The organism is Streptomyces caelestis (genome assembly GCF_001279005.1).
Taxonomy (GTDB): domain Bacteria; phylum Actinomycetota; class Actinomycetes; order Streptomycetales; family Streptomycetaceae; genus Streptomyces; species Streptomyces heliomycini.
The window spans coordinates 121,512-139,749 of the sequence record NZ_LGCN01000154.1 but is presented as its reverse complement, the minus strand read 5'-3'; the positions used below and the strand labels follow the sequence as shown (position 1 = coordinate 139,749).

Here is an 18,238-nt window from a genome sequence, read left to right as displayed (position 1 = left end):
TCCTCGCGATGCCCACCGCACGGCCCGCCCATCTCCCCGACACCCTGAAGATCACTCTGTGGGACTTCACCTGGTACACCCGCACCGGCCCCGGCGAACCTTTCGCCGACCTGGACCACGCCTTCGCCGAGGCCGTGGAGCGCGGCTACAACACCGTCCGCATCTGTGCGATGCCCTACCTGCTCTTCGGCTCCGGCCTCGACACCCGCCACCTGCGCCTGGGCCCCCTGGGCGGCGACTACGGCCGGCGGGTGCGCTGGTACGACGTGCGCGCCGAGACGTGCGTCGACGCGCGCGCCCGGCTGCTGGCCCTGTTCGAAGCGGCCCGCCGCCACGACTGCTTCGTGATCCTCTCCAGCTGGGAGTACCAGCAGTCGTCCTCCTTCGCCCTGGACCGGGCGTGGTACGACGCGCTGATGACCGTCGACCCCGAACAGCGGCCGCAGGCGCTGGCCGACGCACTCGCCGACCTCATCGACTTCCTCGCCGCCCACGGCGGACTGGACGACCGCGTCGCCTTCACCGAACTGCACAACGAGGTCCAGGCCGGCTTCCTCACCGAAGGCCTGGACGGCGACCCCGTCGTCGCCCTGCGGCCCCGCCTCGAACGCGGCCTCGCCCGCTTCCGGGAGCGGCACCCGGACCGCATGGTGACGGTCAACTACGCGCAGGTCCCCGTCGGCTCGCTGCGCGGGGTGCCCCGGGACGTCGACGTCGCCGTGTTCCACCCCTACGTCTACGGCGTGCTGGACGAACTGATCGACACCTTCGCCCTGCGCGACCCCTCCCGGCCCTTCCCGCAGGAACTGGCCGAGCGCGAGCTGCTGCGGCCGGGCGCACCCCGCCTGAACGAGTGGGCGCCACCGGCCGAGGGCCGACCGCGCCTGGACGCCACCGTCGTCGGCCCTCGCGAGGTCTACGTCCACGACTGGTGCGATCCCGACCGCTGGGACGCCTGGCTCCACAGTCGCTACGCCTTCCACCGCCAGGCGATGGAGCAGCGCCTTACCACCTGGATCGCCGCCGCCGCGGACTGGGCCGCCGACACGGGGGTCCCTCTGGTCTTCGGCGAGGGCTGGATCGGCTACACACCGCTGCACGGCACCTTCGAGGAGGGCCCCGTCGGCGCCGCCTTCTGCCGCCTCGCGGCGGCCGAATCCTCGCGCGCCGGCGCCTGGGGCTCCGTGGTGTGCTCCAACGCCGCGCCCCACCACCCGATGTGGGCCGACATCGCCCTCCAGCGGGAATGCAACGCGCTACTCGCCCCCTGACCCGTTCGTCCCGGCGAGGGCCTGGCCCTCGCCGGGACGACACCGCTCCTGAGCGGTGCCGGGTCCGGGACCGGCCTCGCCCCGGGGGAACCGGAAGTACCGCTCAGCAGGTGTGCCGCTCGGGCGGGACGGTCGCTGTCGCCAGGGGAGTCACCGCGCACGGCGTGGAGAGAACAGCGCCGTCCAGTGGTCCCGGTACGCCGAGTCCGTAGCGGGCCGTGGTCACCAGGAGGTGGGACCCGGTCAGGCAGACGCTGGTGGGCCGGCGGGCCGGAAGGTCGAGGGTCAGCAGCAGGATGCCGTCGGGGCTGTAGCAGCGGACCTGGCCGGCCCCCCAGACGGCCGACCACAGCCGACCCTCGGCATCAACGGTCATACCGTCCGGGCTGCCGCCGCCGGCGGACAGCCGGAAGAGCACGTTCCGCTCGGACAGGCCGCCCGTCGCCGGGTCCACGCGGTGGGCGTACACGGTTCCCTCGGCGCTGTCCGCGAGGTACAGGGTGGCGCCGTCGGGGCTGAAGGCCGGGCCGTTGGGCACGGTGAGATCCCTCAGCACCGTGGTGACCGTGCCGTCCGGGTCCAGCCGGTGCAGGACGCCCGCTCCGGGCGTGGCGTCGTAGGCCATGGAACCGGCCCACACGCGGCCCTGGGCGTCGCACACGGCGTCGTTCATCCGCTGCGGCGGCGGGCCGTCCAGGCCGGCCAGACGACGCCGGGCCAGCACAGTGCCGTCGGGGGCGAGGCGGGCGAACCCGGTGCCCGCCGCGGCCAGGAACCCCCCGTCCGCGCCGATCGGTGCGACGGCCCCCAGCGGCTCCTCGAGCCGGGCCAGCACTCTCAGCGCCGCGTCCGGCGTGTCGGGCAGGGACAGGAGTCGGCCGGTGAGGATGTCGACGAGGACGATCCGCCCGTCCTGAAGAAGGCGTATCCCCTCACCGAGTTCCAGGCGGTCGGCGGCGACGGGCACGAACGCGGTACCGGCCTCGGGGACGCTGCTGTACGGGGGCATGGCTGATGGCTCCTGGGGGTGTGCGGTCGCGGTGGGCTCAACGCAGGGCGCTGCCGGGGGAGACGTCCAGAATTCCGAGTTCGTCGCGGTGCGGCAGTCCCTCCCAGTCGCCGCGGGTGGAGACGGCGATCGCGCCCGTGGCGCAGGCGCGGCGCAGGCGGTCCGCCGGGGCGAGGGCGTCGAGGATGCCGGAGAGGTATCCCGCGCAGAAGGCGTCCCCGGCTCCGACGGTGTCGGCGACGGGGACGCGGTGGGCGGGCTGGTGGACGTGCCCACCGTCGGCGCTGTACAGGTCGGCGCCGTCTCCACCGCGTTTGACGACCACGTCGCGCACCCCGCTGTCCAGCAGATCCGCCACCTGAGCGGCCTCGCCGCCGCGCTCTCGGGCCATCAGGCCGAGCTCGTCGTCGGAGGCGATCAGTACGTCGATGTTCCCGCGCAGCGGTCGCAGGGCGGCTGCCGCCGTCTCCTCGTTCCACAGGCGGGCGCGGTGGTTGACGTCCAGGACCACGGTCCAGCCGTGCGCGCGTGCGTACTCGACGGCGGTGGTCACGGCAGCCCCGGGGCCGGGGCCGAGGGCGCAGGTGATGCCGGTGACGTGCAGCAGTCGGGCACCGGCCGCCAGTGCCGCGTCCAGGTCCTCCGGCCGCTGTCGGGAGGCCGCGGATCCCGCGCGCCAGTAGTGCACCCGCGCGACATCACCGGCGAGGCGTTCGCGGATCATGGCACCGGTCGGCGCCTCGGGGTCGGTCGTGACGTGTCGCACGTCGACGCCTTCGCCGCGCAGCGTGCGGAGGACGAGGCGGGCGGGTTCGTCCGCGCCGAGGCGGCCGGCCCAGGCGACGCGGTGGCCGAGTCTGGCCAGCCCGACGGCCACGTTCGACTCGGCGCCGGCGATTGTCGTGCGGGCGGGGGCGCCCTGGGCCAGAGGTCCGTCGCTCTGCAGGGAGAGCATCGTCTCGCCGAACGTCAGGACGTCGGTCGCCGGAGTGCGGGGCTGTGCTGTTCCGGTGGTCACGTGTGGGGCTCCTCTCCTCGGCACACCGACCTGAACCGGCGTGCCCGTCGGCGCAACTGGGTGAGGTCGCCGCCGTGCGCGGCGTCACCGACGAGCGGGGATCCGACCCCTACGGCGACGGCGCCGGCGGCAAAGTAGTCGGCCGCGATGTCCGCGTCGACACCGCCTACCGGCACGATCGGCAGGGAGGGGAAGGGGTCTTTGAGCGCGCGCAGATAGGCGGGGCCGCCCAGGGAGGCGGGGAAGAGCTTGACCGCCGTGGCACCCAGCGCCATGGCGGCAGCCGCCTCGGTGGGGGTCAGGGCTCCGGCCAGTACGGGCAGCCCCTGCTGGACGGCGGCGAGGACGGCGTCGGCGCCGCCGGGTGTGACCACCCAGGTGGCGCCGGCGTCCTGGGCGCGCAGCAGATCGTCACGCGTGACGACGGTTCCCGCGCCGATGAAGGCGTCCGGGGGCGCTTCCCGTGCGGCGGCCGCGATCACACGGCAGGCGTCGTCGGTGTTGAGGGACACCTCGATCAGGTGGACACCCTCCTCGAGGAGCGTGAGCACGGTGCGCAGGGCGGCGTCCGCCGAACGCCCGCGCACGATGGCGGCGAGCCGGTCTTGGCTCAGACGGGTGGTGAAGTCGGAAGAGTGCACAGGGTGCCTCCGGGAGGAGCGGTCAGTGTGCGGATGCGGGTGGCCCGGGGCCCGGTGCGACGGCCGGCCCGGACGGTCGTCGCACCGGGCTTGCTGCCCACCGGGTTTTGGCTCACCACTCGGCGAACGAGCCGTCCGAGTGCCGCCACAGGGGACTGCGCCAGTCGGCGCGGCTGCCATCGGCCGCCCGGACGGCCTTCTCGTCGACCTCGATGCCCAGACCCGGCGCGGTGGGGCGCAGGAAGCACCCGTCGTGGAAACGGAACACGGCGGGGTCGACGACGTAGTCGAGGACCTCGGCACCATGGTTGTAGTGGATGCCGATGCTCTGTTCCTGGATGAGGAAGTTGGGGGTGCTGAAAGCGATCTGCAGGCTGGCGGCGAGCGAGACCGGGCCGAGGGGGCAGTGCGGGGCAAGGAGAACGTCGAAGGTCTCGGCGAGTACCGCGATCCTGCGGACCTCCGAGATGCCTCCCGCATGGGAGAGGTCGGGCTGCAGGACGGCCACTCCGGCCTGCAGGGCCGGCAGGACGTCGGTCCGGGAGTACAGCCGCTCGCCGGTGGCGATCGGCACCGGGGATCCGGTCACCAGCTCGCCCAGCCTGGAGGTGTACTCCGGCAGCACGGCCTCCTCGGCGAAGAGGGGATTGAACGGGGCCAGGTGCGGCAACACCTTCCGGGCGTTGGCCACGGTGAACCGCCCGTGGAAGTCGACCGCGAAGTCCCGGTCGGGACCCAGCACCTCGCGCACCGCGGCGGCCCGGTCCACCATGCCGTCGATCTCGCGCGTCGTGGCCAGGCGGTTCATCCTGCCGCACGCGTTCATCTTGACCGCCGAGAAGCCGGCCTCGACCTGGGCGGCGACAGCGTCCGCCACATCGGCCGGCTCGTCGCCGCCCACCCAGCTGTAGGCGCGTACCCGGTCGCGGACCGGACCCCCGAGCAGTACGTGGGCCGGAACGCCCAGGGCCTTGCCCGCGATGTCCCACAGCGCCTGGTCGAGCCCCGCGACCGCGCTGGACAGCACCGGACCACCCCGGTAGAACGAGCCCTTGGTCATCACCTGCCAGTGGTCCTCGATGCGCATCGGGTCCCGCCCGACGAGGAGTTCGGCCAGTTCGTGGACGGCGGTGCGTACGGTGGCGGCCCGGCCCTCGACGACCGGTTCCCCCCAGCCGACGATGCCCTGGTCGGTCTCCACCCGGCACATCAGCCAACGGGGCGGGACGGCGAAGGTCTCGACTCGGGTGATTATCAAAGGAAACGCTCCTGCGCTGCGAAGGTTCGGGCACGTGCTGCACGTATCGGCTCTACGAAGAGGTCTTCAGCACGCTCCACCCCCCGTCGACCACGAGTGAGGCCCCGGTGACGAAGGAGGCGTCCTCGCCCAGCAGGAAGTTGATCACACCCGCCACCTCCTCGGGCCGCCCCAGACGGCCCATGGCGGTCTGTTCGGCACTCGCCTGCCGGTCCTGTTCACCGATGCCGTCCCAGGCGCGGGTGAGGACGGGTCCCGGGAGGACCGCGTTCACGCGCACTTCGCGGCCGTACTCGACGGCCAACTGCCGCATCAGGCCGGTCAGTGCCGCCTTGGCCGCCGCGTACGCGGGACGTCCGGGCATGCCGACGAGAGCGTGGACGGACGAGACGAACACGGCGCTTCCGCCACTGGCGCGGAGGTCGTCGAGACAGGCGCGGAAGCCCAGGAAGGTCCCGGTGAGGCTGACGGAGAGCTGGCGGTCCCACTCCTCCCGGTCGATGGCGTCGGCGGCGCCGATGCGGACCGTGTACGCGTTGCTGACCAGCCCGGACACCGGACCGAACTGCCGCCTCGCCGTGTGGACGACATCGGTCCATGCCGTTTCCTCGGACACGTCGGCGTGCTGGTAGACGGCGCGGCCGCCGGCGGCACGGATGGCTTCGGCGGCCTCCTCACCCTCCTCGTCCCGCACGTCGACCAGGATGACGCCCGCGCCTTCGGCGGCCAGTCGCCGAGCGACGGCGGCGCCGATGCCCGAGGCGGAACCCGTGACAACGATGCAGCGTCCGGTGAAGCGGTCCTTGACCGTGGTGTGCGGATACACGCGGTGCTCCCGGAATACTCGAATGCGACAAGAGGATGTGCGTCGGCGATACACGATCAACCGAGAGCATTAAATATGAATTAATTGGCTCTGCCAAGAGGGCGGCCCTCCACGTTTCCGCGCGGAGGGCCGCAGGACAAGAGCCGCTCTCCGCCCCTGCGCGGGCACGGCGGACCACTCTTGCCCCGCGACTCCCGGCGCCTCTCCGGTGGCTACGAACGGACGAGCGCGAACCTGCCCACCGACGGCGTGCCGCCCGCCGCGCTCGCCGCTTCCACCGTGAGCGTGGCGGTTCCCGGCGCCAGTTCGGCGGGCGGGAGGAGACAGTCGTCCAGCCGGGCCCGGCGCCTGCGAGATCGAGTACGGTCGTGCGACCGCGCGCGTCCGTGATGCGGACCCGGGCCTGCTCGAGGCCGGGTGCCGTCCGGGCGGGGAGAGACAGCGTGTACGTGCCGCCCGCAACGGTGTCCCGCTGGGTGACCGCGCCGTCGAACCCCGCCGGGTTTCCGAGCGTCAGCGCGTGGTGTGTTCCGTTCGTGCCGGCGCCGGGTCGGACACGAACCGGGTCGACGGCGAGTCGGCGCCGACGGTGGTGTCCCAGCCGGTGGCGCTGCTCACCGGGATACGGTCGGCTTCGAACTCCGGTTTGAGCACGAAGGTGTTGTCCGCGCCCACGCCCCAGCGGCCGCTTCTGGCGTCGAGCCGCCAGGAACCGAGCGAGTGGAAGACCGGAGCGTCACCGTCGAACGAGAACGGGGTCCGCTGGTTGTAGCCCGTTCCGTTCCAGGCGAACTCGGCCCAGCGCCGGACTGCCGTGGACACCCACGGACGACCGTTGCAACCTGTGCCATGCCCGTACCGCAGGACTCGCACGCCAACACCACAGGTCACGGACCACGATCCGGACCAGGTGCGGACCGACTCGGCTCAACAGCAGACGATTCCGCCCTTTGCCTCAGGTCGGAGGCGACGGTGAGCGTGTACCACCAGCAGACGAAGAACCTGCTGGTGTCGTACTCGCCGAAGAGGCTGGGCTTCTTCCAGCCTCGATCTTTCGTGATGGGCCGTCGACTCCGTCGGCGGCCCGTTTCGTTGCCGCTGGCCGAGGTCGGGCAGGCCGTGGGCCCGAGTGTCGTCTCGGGTGGACGTCGGGTTCCACTGCTCCGGGCTGGGACGTCCTCTCGTAGGGGCAGGGGAATCTGCTGGTCAGCCGGGGTTCGGGGCTACTCGGGGGCGGACGGGAGGACCTGACCGCGTGGGCCCGGCTGCGGACCGCCGCTGCTGCGGCTCTGCAGATGTCACCGCCTCGGGTGGCCGCCGCGGAAGAGTGGCTGACGGAGGCCGCCTCCGTCCTCGATCTGACTGGCACGCCTGCGCAGCTCCAGGAACTGCACGCCCTCCAGGCTCATCTCGCCTTCGCACAGGGCCGGTTGGAGGACGCCGCCCTGCTCAGTCGGACCGTGCTGTCCGAGGAGGACCTGCGTCTCCCCTACCGTGACCGGGTACGGCTGTCGGTCCTCGACGGCCGGCTGGCGATCCCCGCGGGCCGGGTCGAGGAGGGCGTCGCCGCGCTCCAACAGCTCGCACGACAGGCCACGCAATCCAGGCACGTCGGCCCCGCCGCCCACGTCTGGCAAGCGCCGGCCACCGCCCTGGCTGCATGCACCACCCCTCCGGGGCGGCCCCCTGCCCAACTCGCCCCGGCCGGTCGGGCGGACCGCGGTCCGTCAGCCGGCTGGGCACTCGCGCCGGCGGAGCGGACGGCCTCGCAGAAAGCGGAGGGAAGCCGTGACGACGACGGCTGGCGGGCCCTGATGGAACCGGCTCGCCGCGCGGCATGACGTCTGGTGAACGACGGCGAGGTCGAGGTCACGCAGGGCGGCCGGCCCGTCGCGGAGACGGAGACGCGCGGGCCCGTACGTATTCGGCGCGCGCGTCGGTAGCGGCAGCTGGACACCTCCAGGGGCGGACACGGCTGAGGCACGATTCCTGGACCGCCCCCCGGATGTGGCCGTGGACGGTCGAGGAACGCGTCACCTACCCCGAAGACCGACCGCCAGCGTCAGTTCAAGGACCCGGTGCGGTGATGCGAGATCCGGGAACAGCTCCCGCACCTGCGACATCCGGTACCGGACGGTCTGCGGATGGACGAACAACGCCGCCGCCGCCTCGTCCCGCCTGCCCTGGTGCAGCAGCCACGCCCGCAACGTCTCCTCCAGCCGCCGCGCGGTCGCGTCGGGCAAGGTCCGCAACGGTGCGAGGGCTCGGGCACGCAGGTCCACGAAAGCGTCCATGTCGGCGCTCAGCACCAGCTCGGACAGGTGCTCCTCGGTGTCGCGAATGTCGGAGGAGAGGGAGCGCGCGCGTACGGCTCGTGCGTACGAGGCCGACACACGCGTCCACGGCCGGGCCGGGCCCACCACGGCGGTGCGGTCGGTCAGCTGTCGCATGAGATGTGATCGGTCGGCATCGGGGACGAGCAGCACACCGGTGGCGTCCGGCAGATCGTCGAGGACGAGAGTGCTCGGGTCGAGCACGCGGTAGGCAGGCCGGGCCTGGGCAGCGGGCAGCAGGACCGCGGTCAGCGAAACCGAAGGCTGCCACCCGGCCCGTTGAGCTGACACAAGCAGCACGTCCGGGCTCGCGCCGGCGAGGAGGTCGCGGGCCAGTTGTTCCAGGTGGCGCTCCTGGGCCCGGCCCTGGGCGGCCAGTTCGTCGGCATGGCCCGCGGCGCTCGCGGCGGAGAGCTCGTCGATGTAGGCGAAGGTCAGCTCGGCGAACTTGGCGACCTCGGCGGCGGGCAGACCTGCGGGCACGGCACCTGCTGCCAGGCATCGCCAGGCCACGCGGGCGCCGACGCGGTAGGCGCTGAGCAGGGCGTCCATCGAACGGCCGTCGCGCACCTCGCCCCGGCCCAGCTCGTAGGCGGCGTCACCGGCGTCGCCACCGGTGGCGTTCCCGCTCGCGAGGTCCAGGTAGTGCCCCAGGGCGGTGCGGACGGCTCGGCGGATGGTGCCGCCCATGCTGCCCGAAAGGGCATTGGCGTAGGGAGGGACCTCGTCGATGATCGCCTGAACGACCTCGTCGGCGGTGGTCCTCAGCGCGGCCCGCAGTGCGGTGACCGTCCTCTCGTCCAGGGCCAGCTCGCTGGCCCTCTGGATTGCATGGCTCATATTTGTTTCCTGCGAACAATCTAGGCGACCAGATTCACATCGTACGGTCAGGACTTTACGCGCAGAGGCGCAGCAAGCTGGAGCCATGACGAGTGCAGCCCTCCGCGGCAGGGCGTGGAAACTGCTGGAGATGGTCACGACGCCGCTACTGCCGTCGGACTACCTCGACCTGGTCAGCCCGCTGCGTGCGGGCGCTGACCTGCGTGGGCGCATCGAGGCCGTGCACCCCGAGACGGGTGACGCGGCGACTGTCGTGATCAGGCCGGGACGGGGCTGGCGCGGCCACACAGCCGGCCAGTACGTGCGGATCGGGGTCGACGTCGACGGGGTGCGCCTGTGGCGTGCCTACTCCCTCACCTCACCGACACACCGCCAGGACGGCCGCGTCACGATCACCGTGAAGGCGATCCCGGACGGCAAGGTCAGCAACCACCTGGTCCGCAGGGCGAAACCGGGCACGCTGATCCAGCTCGACCAGCCGACAGGTGACTTCGTGCTGCCCGAGGCCAAGCCCGCCAAGGTGCTCTACCTGACGGCCGGCAGCGGCATCACGCCCGTGATGGGCATGCTGCGCGACATCGAGCTCGACGACGTCGTCATGGTCCACTGCGCGCCACAGCCGCAGGACGTGATCTTCCGCTCCGAACTGCACGACCTGGTCGCGAAGAAGAAGCTGCGGCTCACCGAGGTGCACACCGACACGGACGGCGTGCTCGACATCGCCCGTCTCGACGAACTCGTGCCCGACTGGGCAGAGCGCGAGACCTGGGCCTGCGGGCCCGCGGGCCTGCTCGACGCCGCCGAAAAGCACTGGAGCGAGCACGGCGTCCTGGAGCGCCTGCACACCGAACGCTTCCGCCCGGGCATCGTCGTCGCCGGTGACGGCGGCGAGGTCACGTTCAGCGCCACCGGCAGGACCGTCGACGCGGACGGCGCCACGCCGTTGCTGGACGTCGGCGAGGAGGCCGGCGTGCTCATGCCCTCCGGGTGCCGTATGGGCATCTGCTTCGGCTGCGTCTCGCCGCTCAAGGCGGGCGCCGTCCGCGACCTGCGCACCGGCGAGATCACCGAGGCGGAGCCGGGCGTCCTCATCCAGACCTGCGTGTCCGCCGCGGCGGGCCCCTGCGACATCGAACGGTAGGAACACCTTGACCGCCACCGACCCCACCGCCCACCTGACCGCGGAGCAGATCGAGGAGCTCGGCCGCGAGCTGGACGCGATCCGCGACGAGGTGATCGCCAGCCGTGGCGAGAAGGACGCCGCCTACATTCGTAAGGTCATCGCGGCGCAGCGCAAGCTCGAACTGTTCAGCAGGGGCGTGCTGCTGTTCTCGTTCTTCCCGCCCGCGTGGCTGCTCGGCACCGCCGGTCTCTCCGTGGCGAAGATCATGGACAACATGGAGATCGGCCACAACATCCTGCACGGCCAGTGGGACTGGATGCGGGACCCGAAGATCCACTCCACCACCTGGGAGTGGGACCACGTCTCGCCGTCCGACCAGTGGAAGCACTCGCACAACGAGCTGCACCACACGTACACCAACGTGATCGGCAAGGACAACGACCTCGGCTACGGCATCATGCGCGTCGACGAGGACCAGAAGTGGCATCCCTTCCACCTCGGCCAGCCGCTGTGGAACTTCATCAACGCCTGCTTCTTCGAGTACGGCATCGCAGCGTACGACCTGGAGCTCGGCAAGAACCTGAGCAAGCGCCGCCGCAAGAACCCGGAGTTCCGCGCGCGGGCCAAGGCCGTGGGCCGGAAAATCCGCAAGCAGGTGCTCAAGGACTACGTGGTCCACCCGCTGCTGTCGGGCCCGTCGTTCCTCACGACGCTCGGCGCCACGTTCACCGCGAACCTGGTCCGCAACCTCTGGTCCCACTCGGTGATCATGTGCGGGCACTTCCCCGAGGGCGTGCAGGTCTTCGAGCGCCGGTCGATCAAGGGCGAGACGCGCGGCCAGTGGTACCTGCGCCAGATGATGGGCTCGGCCAACATCAGCGGCAGCAAGGCCATGCACTTCATGACCGGCAACCTGTCGCACCAGATCGAGCACCACCTGTTCCCGGACCTGCCGAGCAACCGCTACGCCGAGGTCGCGGTGAAGGTGCGCGCGCTGTTCGAGAAGTACGAGCTGGAGTACGTCACCGGGCCGCTGCCCCAGCAGGTGTTCTCCGCGTGGCGCAAGGTCTTCCGGCTCTCGCTGCCGAACAAGAAGAAGCCCACGGTCCAGACGCCGGCCCGCGAGCAGGAACTCGTCGCGGCCTGATACCCGGTATGGCGGGGCCGCCTCGCCAGGAACGCTCGGCGCACCGGAGGCCCGAGCTCTTCCACCCGCGGCCACCGGGGGTTACCGGGGGCACAGTGTCGTGCGCGTCCGACTTCGCGTCCCGCCGCGCCCTGGCACGCGGTCGGCAACACGCTACGCGACGGCCCCGTCGCGGATGCCTGCTCGGCGCTGCTCCGTGCCGCCGCCGGACTGCGTGGAACAGACCCGCTCGCGGCCCGCCGCACCCTGCTGGCAGCGACGTCAGCGGCCCGGTCGGCCGGTGACCACGACACCTACCGGCGTGTCTTCGCGGTGGGTCCCTGAGCACTGTCCGACTCCCCCTGGCCGCAGTTCACAGCGCCTTTCTCTCAGCGACCGGTGCGTCATCGGTCGTCACGGTGCCACTGGGCACCGGGCGGCAGGCCACCGGCGCACTGACCCTTTTGCGGCGGGTTCCGAAAGGGCCACGCACTCCACGTGCGAGGTCCTCGAAGGCGAGTTCACCTGGGCGGGCATCGGCAACGGCCACTTCACACCACCGTGAGACCGCACGTAGCCGGCCGGACGCTGAGCAGTTCGGTCCTCAGCACGGGCGTGCCGTCGACAGGCACCGGGTCCTGCGTAGTTGGTTCGATTCCGCCGGCAGCGATCTCGTCGAGCGTCTTCAGGCCGGCGACACCGACCGTGCCGAACACCGTGCAGTTCGGTCGCAGCGCGGAGTCGCCGTAGACGACGAAGAACTGCGAACCGTTCGTGTCCGGCCCGGCGTTGGCCATCGCCGGCAGACCGCGCCCGTAAAGGCGACGGACGCCGGTCGGATCGCTCGGTGCCGGCGGCAGGTCCACCGGCAGCTCGTCCCTGTACGCATGGCCCGGCCCACCCTCGCCGGTGCCGGTCGGGTCGCCGCACTGCAGGACCTTCAGCGTCGGATACGCCGTCAGTCGATGGCAGACCGTACGGTCGTAGAACCGGTGCTGCGCCAGGTGCACGAAGCTCTGGACCGTGCACGGCGCCTTCGCCCGGTCCAGGCGCAGCGGGAGCGGGCCCTGGCTGATCGGGACAGCCATATCGACCGTGCCGTGACTGGGGGTGTGCCGCGGGTCGGGCGGCAGGGGGACCGGCCGCGCCGCCGGCTCGTCCGGGGTCTGGGTGTACTGGCAAGGACCGTGCGTGGTTCGCGGCGGGGCATCGGAAGCGGAGGCGGTGGTGCTGCCCCCGGACACGACCAACACTGCCGCCGCCAATGCGGTCATGAGAGCTCGGTTCATCCTGCACACCCTCCAGAAGGTCGCCAGACTTCGGAGCGGTCGGAGTCCAAGGCGTGGCCCGGCGGGCGAGAACCCGCCCGCCGGCCACATCCGCCTCCCAACCTTCCGCCCGCGCCGCAGGCCACGCCCGCCCTGGACTGACGTGGACACCCGAAGACGGTCCCTACCACCTGTGCCATGTCGTACCGCTGGACTCGCACGCCGACGCCACGGATCGCGCACCGAGATCCGGACCAGGTGCGGACCAGCTCGGCTCAACGGCAGACGATTCCACCCTTTGCCACAGGTCGGAGGCGACGGTGAGCGTGTACCACCAGCAGACGAAGAACCTGCTGGTGTCGTACTCGCCGAAGAAACCGGGCTTCTTCCAGGGCCCCGAGTCGGGTGTCCGAGGTGAGCGTCGTGCCTCCGGGCCCCCGACCGCGGCCGCCGGCGGGCGGTCCGGGAGAACGGGCTCAGCCGCCGCGCCGCACCCGGGCCGCCCTGCGGGCCTCCGCGAGCTTGCGGGCCTCGCTGCTCTTGCGGGACGGCCTGCCGCCGGAACCGCCCTTCCCGTCCTTGGCGCTGCCCAGGCCGCGGAACGGGGCGTTGTGGTTCTTGGGGCGCGACACGGCCGCCCCGCCGTCGAGAGGTTCTCCCGAGGGGGCCTTGGCGCCGGTGATCCGGCTCAGTTCCGCCTCGCCGGACCGCACCCTGGTGACCGTGGGAGCGACGTCGGCGTCCGCCATGACCCGGCTCGTCTCGCGGCGTTGCGCCGGCAGGACGAGTGTCACGACGGTGCCGGAGCGGCCGGCCCGGGCCGTGCGACCCGCGCGGTGCAGATAGTCCTTCGGGTCGGTGGCCGGGTCGACGTTGACCACGAGGTCGAGGTCGTCGACGTGCAGGCCGCGTGCGGCGACGTTCGTCGCCACCAGCGAGGTGACCTGCCCGTTCCTGAATTGATCCAGGGTCCGGGTGCGCTGCGGCTGGGACTTTCCGCTGTGCAGGGCGGCGGCGGCCACGCCGCTGGCCCGCAGATGCCGCGTGAGCTGGTCGACGCCGTGCTTGGTGTCCAGGAACAGCAGGACGCGGCCGTCCCGGGCGGCGATCTCCGTGGTCACGGCGTACCGGTCCGGGCCGTGCACGACGAGGACGTGGTGCTCGATCGCGGGGACCGCGGCGGACGGGGGGTCCACGGAGTGGACGGCGGGGTCGCGCAGGTAGCGCTGCGCCAACCGGTCGACGTCGCGGTCGAGGGTGGCGGAGAACAGCATCCGCTGCCCGTCGGAACGCACCTGGTCCAGGACCTCGGTGACCTGCGGCAGGAACCCCATGTCACACATCTGGTCGGCCTCGTCCAGGACCACGATGCGCACCCGTCCCAGTCGGCAGCCCTTGCGTTCGACGAGGTCGTGCAGCCGGCCGGGCGTGGCGACGACGATCTCGGCGCCGTCCCGCAGCACGGCGGCCTGCCGCCCGATGGACACTCCGCCCACCACGGTCGCGAGCCGCAGCCGCAGCGCCTCGGCGTACGGGGTGAGCGCCTCGCCGACCTGCTGCGCCAGCTCCCTGGTGGGCGTCAGGACGAGCGCCAGCGGCTCCTTGGGCTGCGCGCGCCGCCCGGCCGTCCGGGCGAGCACTCCCAGGCCGAAGGCGAGCGTCTTGCCGGATCCCGTGCGTCCCCGGCCCAGGACGTCCCGTCCCGCGAGTGCGTTCGGCAGCGCCGCGGCCTGGATGGGAGAGGGCACCGTCACACCGTGCTCGTCGAGCACCCGCAGAATCTCGGCCGGCAGCCCCAGCTGCGCGAAGGACGCCACCGTGGGCAGCGCCGAAGGGGCTCCCGACGCCTCGGGCGCACCGTCCTGCCGCCGGGTACCGGTACGTGTCGACTCGCTCACAGAAAGCCTTCCTCCGAAGGGACCGTACCGAGGAAGGCGCGGTGGGGACGCGGTCACCGGCCAGGGACACCGAACGGAGTACCGGCGCAGCGACGCTGCAAACAGTCGACGCTAGCACGAGGCGCGCCGCAGGCCTCCCCCACCGCCGCGCGCAGCGCCTGACCGCCGCCCGGCTCTCCGTCTCGCTCCTGCCGGCTGCGGCTGGTCCCGCCGCACTCCTCGCGCCCGGCCTCGCCGCCCCGTCACCGTGCGTGGACGAGCGGGGGCTGTGGTTCCGTCGCCGGTCGCCCCGGCGGCCGGCCGCGGCCGGAGCGCGACCGGTCCGGGCGCTAGTGGGGGAAGGCGCGGGGCGGGCGGGTCACCGTGGATTCGCGGAATTCGGCGATCCTGGAGTGGACCTGACGCATCAGAAAGGTGTCCTCGATCCGGTCCAGGTACAGGCACCGGGCGGCCAGACCCGGCAGGTCGAAGGCGAAGCACAGGGACATCAGCGGGTTGACGAACAACTCGCTGCCCCGAGTGCGGTCGGTGAACCGGACGTCGCCGAACGAGCCGCGTACCGCTGCCGCGATCGAGCCGTTCACGATGCTGGGGTGCTCGGGCGTGTGGTGCTGGGCGTGCGCCACCGCGTCCAGGTACAGGGCGCCTTCGCGGGAGGCGCGCGGTATGGAGAACGCGCCGAGGTACGCGCCGTCACGCTCCAGCGCGGCGATGTTCTCCAGGACCTGTACGTGGTTCACGCCGTGGTGGGCGTCCACGCCGAACCCGACCGACACCACGAGCCGGTTCGGTACGCCGTCCAGCGCGGCGAGCGCCGCCACGCTGGTCAGGTCCTCCTCCGGGGTGCCGAGGCCGGCTTCGTCGCCGCGCATCAGGATGTCGGTGCCGCCGTCGACCAGCACCACGGCGTCGATGCCGTGCAGTTCGATCAGCGCCCGGTAAGCGGCGCGCAGCGGGCGTACACCGGTTTGCGGGAAGGCGTAGACGGTGGGCGGGTAGCCGTGCAGGCGCAGCCACTGGGCGAGGGTCCGCTCCGGGAAGTAGGTCTGGTGCGGGGCGGAGTCGGGAGTGACGACGGCCAGGTCGTCGGCGGCCCAGTCGTCGGGAGGGAGACCGGCCAGTGCGCTGAAGGAGAGGTTCGCGAGGTGCACCTCCTTTCCCTGGTGCAGGAGGGAGAGGGCCACCGGCAGGCCGGAGTAGATGTCGAAACCGCCGCCCGCGCCCGCGACGAGGATCCGTCGGGAGTCCGCGAGCCGGGCGAGGATCGGGTTGGTGAGGAGGGACGTCACGACGATCATTGTCATCCGGCGCCCTCCGGTCGTGCCACACCGCGTGGGCGCAGAGGCGCAGAGGCGGTGCGGGGATCACCTGCCGCGCAGCGGCGACAGGTTCTCGAGGCGCGGGTGTCGCCCCGAAATCCATGGTGCGCACGGGAGCGGGCGTGCGACCATCCCGTTCCATGCCCCCACGCGACCCGAAGGACGGGATACGGGAACTCCTCCACGAACTCTGCGTCGACCTCGGCTTCTGCCTCCCGCCCCACGAGCAGCGGCGACTGCGGGAGGCGCCGCCCGCCGACGCGGACGGCTTCACCGACGCCGTGTTCGCGGCGGAGGGGATGGACCCCGGTCCGCGCACGCCGTTGTGGCACCAGGTACGGGAGAGGATCGGCCGGCACATGCGCGGAGGGGAGGGCCCCGCGGGTGCGGACGGGCCGGGCGGCGGCGCCCGATGACCGTAGGTCAGGGCGCTTTTCTCGGCGTCCTGCGGTCGGTGATGTCGCACGCCGGGCTGCGCGGAGGACGGCCGTCGGCACAGTTCGCCGTCGTACGCCTCACCAGCGACCAGATCCTGGAGAACGCCACCGGCGTCGGCGCTCCGCCGACCACCTGGCCTCGCGGCGAACTCGTCGTCGGCCTGGTGCACAAGACGGTGTACGCCTTCGTCACGGGGGCCGTCGCCGACGCCCTGGCCGCCCGTGAAGAGCCCGGCCCGGGGCAGCGCCACGCCGCGGTGCGCCCCGGCCGCCACGCGGACGTGGGGCCCTCGCCCCGTGGCCGGGCCGGGGGCTGAACACCGCGCAAGGGCAGCGGCGGGTCAGGGGGTGAGACCCGCCCGACCGTCACCGCCGACCGTGCCTGCGGGGCTCAGCTCCGCTGTCGGTTCCCCTGGAGCGCGTCGCCCGTCATGTCGGCCACCTGTCCGGCCGGCGGAGCCTCGGCGTCGACCTCGGTGCCGAAGTCCGAGAACTCCATCACGGTGCTCATCGTGAGCTGCTGCGGCGCCGCGTCGGCGTCCGGCTTCGCCGAGGCGGAGGCCGGGGCCTTGAGAGTCATGTCCATCTGCTGACGGCGGAGCCGTCCCTCGTCGTCGAGCCAGACCTGCATCGGCAGGGTCGGGCCGAGCTGCTCGCGCATCCGCTCACCGCCCGGCAGCTCGGTCACGTCCACCGAGACCCGGTAGCGCGTGGTGTTCACACCGTCGATCTCCTCGGCGCCGACCTCCGTGACGTCCTTGTCGGTGATCGCCTTGGCGTAGGCCGCGGTCCGGGCCGGGTCGCCGATCCCCTGGTCGTTCACGCCCTGCTGGGCGGCCACCTTCCGCAGGTCGATCTTGACCCAGGGCTTGCCACCCGGAGCGTTCCGGCCCGGGGCCTTCTGGTAGAGGACCTCGTCGACCACGCGCTGCTCGATGCTCTCGCCCTGCGCGGTGACGGTCATGACGCTGTCGCCCTCGGCCAGGTCGAGGACGCCCTCGCCGTCCGACGTGACCGTCTCGCCCTCCGCGGCGAGCTTGGTCCTGATCGTCATCCGGGCCGACTCCGCATCGGCCGTCCTGTCGTAGGCCGCCCGCACCGCCGTCGTGCCCTGTTCCCGGGCCCCGTCACTCCTGCTCGCGCTCGACGACGGGCCGTCCTTCGCTCCCGACGGCTCACTGTCGTCCCCGCACCCCGTCAGCACACTCCCCATGACCGCGGCGACCGTGATCGCGGCTGCCCTCGTCCCCCTGCGACGCATGTGAATCCCCATCTCCTCGATTTCTGCCGCTCGTCCATGGAACGAGGGCGAACTGGCGACCCGTGTGCCCCTCGGAGAAACGCGAAAACACCTTTCCTCAGCGGAGGTTGGGGATTCGGGGATCGATTCGAACGATTCTCGCCGACGGCGCGGAAAGGCGCTGTCCCACCAACGGGACGTCACCATGAGATTTTCCGCGCCGATTGCGCACGGGTCCGTTAGGAGAAGCGATCCGGGGACACACGTACGACGAACCGACAGCAAGGAGAGTCTGTGATGGGCATCATCGCGTGGATAGTCATCGGCCTGCTCGCCGGAGCCATTGCCAAGGCGCTCATGCCGGGCAAGGACCCGGGCGGAATCATCATCACCATGCTCATCGGTATTGCCGGAGGGCTCCTCGGAGGCTTCCTCGGCAAGGTGATCTTCGGTGTCGACTCCATTGACGGTTTCTTCGAACTGTCCACCTGGATCGCTGCCATCGTCGGCTCCATGATTCTGCTGGCGCTGTACCGGCTGTTCACCGGCCGCGGCCATCGCCGCGGGCACGCCCACGCATAACGGTCCGACGCTCGGAGCGAGCTGACGCGCAAAAAACCGGCAGGTCCAT

At 71.7% G+C, this 18,238-nt stretch carries 17 protein-coding genes and 1 pseudogene; 7 read left to right on the top strand and 11 right to left on the bottom strand.

All coding sequences use genetic code 11. The annotated features are described in order from the left end of the window. Positions 1-8: 8 nt before the first annotated feature. On the top strand, positions 9-1,271 hold the full coding sequence (locus tag ADK41_RS14820; RefSeq protein ID WP_030826700.1) for a cellulase-like family protein: 1,263 nt from the start codon (positions 9-11) through the stop codon (positions 1,269-1,271). A 103-nt stretch (positions 1,272-1,374) separates the two neighbouring features. Here the strand turns inward: ADK41_RS14820 and ADK41_RS14815 are convergent, their stop codons facing one another. The 6 genes from ADK41_RS14815 to ADK41_RS14790 form a co-directional block, all read right to left on the bottom strand. Further along, positions 1,375-2,280 carry an SMP-30/gluconolactonase/LRE family protein gene (locus ADK41_RS14815; protein ID WP_051843165.1) on the bottom strand — a complete coding sequence of 302 codons (906 nt, stop codon included), beginning with the start codon at positions 2,278-2,280 and terminating at the stop codon, positions 1,375-1,377. A 37-nt stretch (positions 2,281-2,317) separates the two neighbouring features. Next, entirely contained in the window at positions 2,318-3,298 is a 981-nt protein-coding gene (locus ADK41_RS14810) for a sugar kinase (protein WP_030826697.1), read from the bottom strand. After that, positions 3,295-3,939: a bifunctional 4-hydroxy-2-oxoglutarate aldolase/2-dehydro-3-deoxy-phosphogluconate aldolase gene (locus tag ADK41_RS14805; protein ID WP_234318766.1), complete on the bottom strand. Its 645-nt coding sequence runs from the start codon at positions 3,937-3,939 to the stop codon at positions 3,295-3,297. Before ADK41_RS14805 ends, ADK41_RS14810 begins: the two co-directional genes overlap by 4 nt. Before the next feature lie 112 nt (positions 3,940-4,051). Beyond that, positions 4,052-5,197, bottom strand: a complete 1,146-nt coding sequence (gene dgoD, locus ADK41_RS14800) for a galactonate dehydratase (protein WP_030826692.1) — start codon at positions 5,195-5,197, stop codon at positions 4,052-4,054. A gap of 52 nt (positions 5,198-5,249) precedes the next feature. Next, a complete protein-coding gene (locus ADK41_RS14795; RefSeq protein ID WP_030826691.1) occupies positions 5,250-6,023 on the bottom strand; it encodes an SDR family NAD(P)-dependent oxidoreductase in 774 nt (257 codons plus the stop codon). Positions 6,024-6,536: 513 nt separating this feature from the next. After that, positions 6,537-6,845 carry a hypothetical protein gene (locus ADK41_RS14790; RefSeq protein WP_030826688.1) on the bottom strand — a complete coding sequence of 103 codons (309 nt, stop codon included), beginning with the start codon at positions 6,843-6,845 and terminating at the stop codon, positions 6,537-6,539. A gap of 968 nt (positions 6,846-7,813) precedes the next feature. Between ADK41_RS14790 and ADK41_RS39275 the strand changes: the two are divergent. Then, positions 7,814-7,966 (top strand): annotated as a pseudogene (locus tag ADK41_RS39275) (DUF3253 domain-containing protein); the annotation flags it as partial. A gap of 90 nt (positions 7,967-8,056) precedes the next feature. Here ADK41_RS39275 and ADK41_RS14780 read toward each other — a convergent pair. Continuing rightward, positions 8,057-9,196, bottom strand: a complete 1,140-nt coding sequence (locus ADK41_RS14780) for a PucR family transcriptional regulator (RefSeq protein WP_030826682.1) — start codon at positions 9,194-9,196, stop codon at positions 8,057-8,059. 130 nt (positions 9,197-9,326) lie between these two features. On the opposite strand from ADK41_RS14780, the gene ADK41_RS14775 reads away from it, so the two are divergent. Both ADK41_RS14775 and ADK41_RS14770 read left to right on the top strand, forming a co-directional pair. Then, on the top strand, positions 9,327-10,337 hold the full coding sequence (locus ADK41_RS14775) for a ferredoxin reductase (RefSeq protein ID WP_030826679.1): 1,011 nt from the start codon (positions 9,327-9,329) through the stop codon (positions 10,335-10,337). 7 nt (positions 10,338-10,344) lie between these two features. Next, the gene (locus ADK41_RS14770; RefSeq protein ID WP_030826677.1) at positions 10,345-11,466 is read left to right on the top strand and encodes a fatty acid desaturase family protein; all 1,122 of its coding nucleotides are present in this window, start codon (positions 10,345-10,347) and stop codon (positions 11,464-11,466) included. Positions 11,467-11,996: 530 nt separating this feature from the next. On the opposite strand, the gene ADK41_RS14765 is transcribed toward ADK41_RS14770, so the two are convergent. The 3 genes from ADK41_RS14765 to ADK41_RS14755 form a co-directional block, all read right to left on the bottom strand. Next, positions 11,997-12,719, bottom strand: coding sequence for a peptidylprolyl isomerase (locus tag ADK41_RS14765; protein ID WP_234318763.1), 723 nt, complete (start codon positions 12,717-12,719; stop codon positions 11,997-11,999). A 470-nt stretch (positions 12,720-13,189) separates the two neighbouring features. Continuing rightward, on the bottom strand, positions 13,190-14,611 hold the full coding sequence (locus tag ADK41_RS14760; RefSeq protein WP_030826670.1) for a DEAD/DEAH box helicase: 1,422 nt from the start codon (positions 14,609-14,611) through the stop codon (positions 13,190-13,192). Positions 14,612-14,940: 329 nt separating this feature from the next. Beyond that, positions 14,941-15,909: a DUF1152 domain-containing protein gene (locus ADK41_RS14755; protein WP_199821946.1), complete on the bottom strand. Its 969-nt coding sequence runs from the start codon at positions 15,907-15,909 to the stop codon at positions 14,941-14,943. 161 nt (positions 15,910-16,070) lie between these two features. Here ADK41_RS14755 and ADK41_RS14750 point away from each other — a divergent pair, with 161 nt between their 5' ends. Next, positions 16,071-16,346, top strand: coding sequence for a hypothetical protein (locus tag ADK41_RS14750; RefSeq protein ID WP_051843164.1), 276 nt, complete (start codon positions 16,071-16,073; stop codon positions 16,344-16,346). After that, positions 16,343-16,684 carry a hypothetical protein gene (locus ADK41_RS14745; RefSeq protein WP_037804251.1) on the top strand — a complete coding sequence of 114 codons (342 nt, stop codon included), beginning with the start codon at positions 16,343-16,345 and terminating at the stop codon, positions 16,682-16,684. Before ADK41_RS14750 ends, ADK41_RS14745 begins: the two co-directional genes overlap by 4 nt. A gap of 74 nt (positions 16,685-16,758) precedes the next feature. On the opposite strand, the gene ADK41_RS14740 is transcribed toward ADK41_RS14745, so the two are convergent. Next, positions 16,759-17,628: a hypothetical protein gene (locus ADK41_RS14740; RefSeq protein WP_030826655.1), complete on the bottom strand. Its 870-nt coding sequence runs from the start codon at positions 17,626-17,628 to the stop codon at positions 16,759-16,761. 276 nt (positions 17,629-17,904) lie between these two features. Between ADK41_RS14740 and ADK41_RS14735 the strand changes: the two genes are divergently transcribed. Then, on the top strand, positions 17,905-18,189 hold the full coding sequence (locus tag ADK41_RS14735) for a GlsB/YeaQ/YmgE family stress response membrane protein (protein WP_030826652.1): 285 nt from the start codon (positions 17,905-17,907) through the stop codon (positions 18,187-18,189). The last annotated feature ends 49 nt before the right edge of the window (positions 18,190-18,238 follow it).

Excerpts from the sequence above, each read along its gene's own strand:
- ADK41_RS14735 (WP_030826652.1), top strand. The coding sequence starts at position 17,905 with ATGGGCATCATCGCGTGGATAGTCATCGGCCTGCTCGCCGGAGCCATT.
- ADK41_RS14815 (WP_051843165.1), bottom strand. The coding sequence starts at position 2,280 with ATGCCCCCGTACAGCAGCGTCCCCGAGGCCGGTACCGCGTTCGTGCCC.
- ADK41_RS14750 (WP_051843164.1), top strand. The coding sequence starts at position 16,071 with ATGCCCCCACGCGACCCGAAGGACGGGATACGGGAACTCCTCCACGAA.
- ADK41_RS14780 (WP_030826682.1), bottom strand. The coding sequence starts at position 9,196 with ATGAGCCATGCAATCCAGAGGGCCAGCGAGCTGGCCCTGGACGAGAGG.
- ADK41_RS14820 (WP_030826700.1), top strand. The coding sequence starts at position 9 with ATGCCCACCGCACGGCCCGCCCATCTCCCCGACACCCTGAAGATCACT.
- ADK41_RS14765 (WP_234318763.1), bottom strand. The coding sequence starts at position 12,719 with ATGACCGCATTGGCGGCGGCAGTGTTGGTCGTGTCCGGGGGCAGCACC.
- ADK41_RS14775 (WP_030826679.1), top strand. The coding sequence starts at position 9,327 with ATGGTCACGACGCCGCTACTGCCGTCGGACTACCTCGACCTGGTCAGC.
- ADK41_RS14740 (WP_030826655.1), bottom strand. The coding sequence starts at position 17,628 with ATGCGTCGCAGGGGGACGAGGGCAGCCGCGATCACGGTCGCCGCGGTC.
- ADK41_RS14755 (WP_199821946.1), bottom strand. The coding sequence starts at position 15,909 with ATGATCGTCGTGACGTCCCTCCTCACCAACCCGATCCTCGCCCGGCTC.
- ADK41_RS14745 (WP_037804251.1), top strand. The coding sequence starts at position 16,343 with ATGACCGTAGGTCAGGGCGCTTTTCTCGGCGTCCTGCGGTCGGTGATG.